The following is a 3,981-nucleotide window of genomic DNA, read 5'->3' as shown; positions in this document are numbered from 1 at the left end:
CTTCACGTATGTCTCGTTTCGCGCGGCGATATGGGACATACGTGAAGTCTCGCGCGGGGGTAGGCGGGCATCAGAAGTGGTACGGGTAGGGCGACCAGTCGGGGTCGCGCTTCTCCAGGAACGCGTCGCGGCCCTCGACGGCCTCGTCCGTGCCGTAGGCGAGGCGCGTCGCCTCGCCGGCGAACACCTGCTGCCCCATCAGCCCGTCGTCGATCGCGTTGAAGGCGAACTTCAGCATCCGGATGGCGGTGGGCGATTTCGTGAGGATGGTGCGCGCCATCGCGAGCGCCTCGGTCTCGAGTTCGGCGTGCGGCACGACCCGGTTCACGGCGCCGATCTCGTAGGCCCGCTGCGCCGAGTACTCCTCGGCGAGGAAGAACACCTCGCGGGCGAACTTCTGGCCGACCTGGCGTGCCATGTACGCGGAGCCGTAGCCCGCGTCGAACGAGCCCACATCCGCATCCGTCTGCTTGAACCGGCCGTGCTCCGCCGAGGCGATCGACAGGTCGCACACCACGTGCAGCGAGTGCCCGCCGCCGGCCGCCCAGCCCGGGATCACGGCGATGACGACCTTGGGCATGAACCGGATGAGCCGCTGCACCTCGAGGATGTGCAGCCGCCCGGACCGGGCCGGGTCGGGGGCCGTCGCCTCATCGGCCGCATAGGTGTACCCGTCGCGGCCGCGGATGCGCTGGTCGCCGCCGGAGCAGAACGCCCAGCCGCCGTCCTTGGGGCTCGGACCGTTGCCGGTGAGGAGCACGACGCCGATCTTCGGGTCCTGGCGGGCGATGTCGAGCGCGCGGTACAGCTCGTCGACCGTGTGCGGGCGGAAGGCGTTTCGCACCTCGGGGCGGTCGAAGGCGATGCGCGCCACCCGTCCGTCGTGGGTCACGTGCGCCGTGATGTCGGTGTACGCGTCGGCGCCGGGCGCGAGGCGCCACTCGGCCTCGTCGAAGATGTCGGAGACGGTCATGCGTTCTTCCCATCCCGCCAATCGAGCCAGCGCTGCACGAGCGCGAAGTCCCAGTCCGGGCCGCCGAAGCCGAGCGTGAACAGGCGCGCGCCGGCGTCGTACAGCGCGTCGGCGGCCGCCTCGTCGCGCCCCTTGAGCTCGCTCGACACGATGAGGCCGGACGCGTCGCGGCCGTCAGTGTCGCTCCAGCGCGCGATCACGTCGAGCTTGTGGGCGATCTCGTCCGGGCCGACGAAGCTGTGCCAGATGTCCGCGTGCTTCGCGACGATCCGCAGCGTCTTCTGCTCGCCCTTGCCGCCGATGAGGATCGGGATGCGGCGGGTCGGCGCCGGGTTCAGTTTCTCCCAGCGCGATTCGATGCGGTCAAGGTCCGCGGCGAGATCGTTCAGCCGGGACCCGGCCGTGCCGAACTCGTACCCGTACTCGTCGTAGTCGCGCTCGAACCAGCCCGACCCGGTGCCGAAGATGAAGCGCCCGGTGCCGGTGCCCTTCTCGCTGATGTGATCGATCGTGCGGGCCATGTCGGCCTGCAGGTCGGCGTTCCGGTAGCTGTTGCAGTTCACGAGCGAGCCGAACTCGACCCGCTCGGTCTGCTCCGCCCATGCGGCGAGCATGGTCCACGCCTCGAAGTGCGGGCCGTCGGGGTCGCCGTGTAGCGGGAAGAAGTGATCCCAGTTGAAGAGGATGTCTACGCCCATGTCCTCGAGCCGGGTGACGGCCTCCCGGATGGCGGGGTAGGTGACCTGCTGCGGCTCGATCTGCACGCCGAGGCGCACGGGGGTTTCCAGAAGAGGCATGACGCCAGCCTATTCCCGGGGAAGGATGGGGGCATGAGCATCGTTCTGCCCACCCTCGCCGAGCTGCGCGCCAGCGCGCACGTCGTGGCCCTCCCCCTGAACACCCGGTTCCGCGGCATCTCGGTGCGGGAGGCGCTGCTGTTCGACGGCCCGGAGGGGTGGAGCGAGTTCTCCCCGTTCGTGGAATACGAGGATGCGGAGGCCGCCACGTGGCTGGCGGCGGCGATCGACTTCGGCTGGATGCCGCAGCCCGTCGCCCGGCGTGCCGAGATCCCGGTGAACGCCACGGTGCCGGCGGTGCCGGCCGAGGCGGTCGCCGAGGTGCTGGCGCGGTTCGACGGGTGCCGCACGGTGAAAGTGAAGGTCGCCGAGCGCGGCCAGACCCTCGCGGAAGACGTGGCGCGGGTGCGAGAGGTGCGCCGCATCCTCGGGGTCGAGGGTCGCGTGCGCGTCGACGCCAACGGCGGCTGGAACGTGGATGAGGCCGAGCACGCGGTGCGCGCGCTCGCGGAGTTCGACCTGGAGTATCTCGAGCAGCCCTGCGCCACCGTCGCCGAGCTCACCGAGCTTCGCGGCCGCATCGGCTACCTCGGCATCCCGGTGGCGGCGGACGAGAGCGTGCGGAAGGCCGAGGACCCGATCCGGGTGGTCCGCGAGGGCGCCGCCGACCTCGTCGTGGTCAAGGCGGCACCGCTCGGCGGTGTCCGGCAGGCGCTCGAGGTGGTCGCCCGGGCGGGCGTCCCCGCCGTCGTCTCCAGCGCTCTGGACACCTCGGTCGGGCTGGGTATGGGTCTGGCTCTCGCCGCGGCGTTGCCGGAACTGAACTACGACTGCGGGCTGGGCACGGCGTCGCTCCTCGCCCGGGATGTCACCGCGGACCCGCTCCGCGCCGAGGGCGGCGTCATCCGGGTGCGGCGCGCGGAGCCGGAGCCGGCGCTCCTATCCGAGCTCGCGGCCAGCGAGGAGCGCCGAGACTGGTGGCTGGCTCGACTCGACCGCTGCTACCAGGTGCTCGCCGCGCGCTGACCCGGCCCGGCACGACCGCGAGACCACATCCGTTCGCCGAAACCACACCCGAATGCATGTGGTCTCGCGGAACGGATGTGGTCTCGGCGCGGCGGCGGGCCGTGTGAGGGCTGGGCTTATTCCAGGCCGCTGTAGACGTGCAGGCCCTTGAAGAACATGTTCACGATCGTGAAGTTGAACATCACGGCGGCGAAGCCGATGATCGACAGCCACGCCGAGCGGGTGCCGCGCCAGCCACGCGTCGCGCGGGCGTGGATGTATCCGGCGTACAGCACCCAGATGACGAAGGTCCAGACTTCCTTGGTGTCGAAGCCCCAGTACCGGCCCCACGCGTCGTTGGCCCAGATGGACCCGGCGATGAGCGTGAAGGTCCAGAAGATGAACCCGATGATCGCGAACCGGTAGGCAAGCGACTCGAGCGCATCGGCGCCCGGCAGGATGCGGAGGAACTTCGGCCCGGTCTTGGTCGCCGGGACTCCGTCCGCAGCCGCCGCGAGCTTCTTGCGCTCCCGACGGGACTGCAGGAGCTGCACCACCGACAAGCCGAAGGCGAGGGCGAACAGCGCGGTCGCGAGCGACGCGACGAACACGTGGATGACGAGCCACGGCGACTTCAGCGGGTCGGACAGCGGCGTGATCGCGACGTAGAAGCCGAGGGTCGCCCCGCCCAGCAGGAGCACGACGAGTCCGGTGATGAACGTGCCGAGGAAGCGCAGGTCGTAGCGGAAGAGCACCACGAGGTACACCGCGACGATGAGCATGGTCCCGGTGAGCGAGAACTCGTACATGTTGGACCACGGCACCCGACCCGCCGCGATCCCCCGGGTGACATCGGCGCCGACATGGAAGAGAAAGGCCAGCCAGGTCAGCGAGGTGCCGATGCGGGCCCAGAGCGGACGCTTGCCGCTGGTGTCACGCGCGGAGAGGGATGTCGCATCCAGGGTCGGCGAGGTCGTCCCGACGCCACCCACTGCGGCGCCCACGAGCTGTCGCTCGCGCGCGGCGTCCTGCGCATCCACCGCCTGCGCGCCACGACGCGAAAGGTCGATGGCGTACGCGATGAAGGCGAGCGCGTAGACCGCGATCGCGGTCCAGACGAGCAGGACCGACACGGTGTCGAACGTGAGCTGATCGGACATGGGCCTCAGTCTAGGTCGGGGGCCGCGGGACGACCGGGGGTGGGGG

Annotated in this window: 4 protein-coding genes; 1 reads left to right on the top strand and 3 read right to left on the bottom strand. The window is 70.2% G+C overall.

All coding sequences use genetic code 11. The annotated features are described in order from the left end of the window. Positions 1-70 precede the first annotated feature (70 nt). Positions 71-973: a 1,4-dihydroxy-2-naphthoyl-CoA synthase gene (locus tag NT132_RS02650; RefSeq protein ID WP_297784355.1), complete on the bottom strand. Its 903-nt coding sequence runs from the start codon at positions 971-973 to the stop codon at positions 71-73. Continuing rightward, the gene (locus NT132_RS02645) at positions 970-1,770 is read right to left on the bottom strand and encodes an LLM class F420-dependent oxidoreductase (protein ID WP_297784352.1); all 801 of its coding nucleotides are present in this window, start codon (positions 1,768-1,770) and stop codon (positions 970-972) included. Before NT132_RS02645 ends, NT132_RS02650 begins: the two co-directional genes overlap by 4 nt. A 33-nt stretch (positions 1,771-1,803) precedes the next feature. On the opposite strand from NT132_RS02645, the gene NT132_RS02640 reads away from it, so the two are divergent. Beyond that, complete coding sequence (locus NT132_RS02640; RefSeq protein ID WP_297784348.1) at positions 1,804-2,796, top strand: o-succinylbenzoate synthase; 993 nt, start codon at positions 1,804-1,806, stop codon at positions 2,794-2,796. A gap of 116 nt (positions 2,797-2,912) precedes the next feature. Here NT132_RS02640 and ccsB read toward each other — a convergent pair whose 3' ends face one another. Beyond that, positions 2,913-3,935 carry a c-type cytochrome biogenesis protein CcsB gene (gene ccsB, locus NT132_RS02635; RefSeq protein WP_297784347.1) on the bottom strand — a complete coding sequence of 341 codons (1,023 nt, stop codon included), beginning with the start codon at positions 3,933-3,935 and terminating at the stop codon, positions 2,913-2,915. Positions 3,936-3,981 lie beyond the last annotated feature (46 nt).

Source organism: Microbacterium sp. (genome assembly GCF_026393345.1).
Taxonomy (GTDB): Bacteria; Actinomycetota; Actinomycetes; order Actinomycetales; family Microbacteriaceae; genus Microbacterium.
This window is presented reverse-complemented; position numbering and strand designations above follow the sequence as displayed.

Bases quoted from the DNA above. Each gene is read 5' to 3' on its own strand.
- NT132_RS02640 (WP_297784348.1), top strand. From the start codon at position 1,804: ATGAGCATCGTTCTGCCCACCCTCGCCGAGCTGCGCGCCAGCGCGCAC.
- ccsB (WP_297784347.1), bottom strand. From the start codon at position 3,935: ATGTCCGATCAGCTCACGTTCGACACCGTGTCGGTCCTGCTCGTCTGG.
- NT132_RS02645 (WP_297784352.1), bottom strand. From the start codon at position 1,770: ATGCCTCTTCTGGAAACCCCCGTGCGCCTCGGCGTGCAGATCGAGCCG.
- NT132_RS02650 (WP_297784355.1), bottom strand. From the start codon at position 973: ATGACCGTCTCCGACATCTTCGACGAGGCCGAGTGGCGCCTCGCGCCC.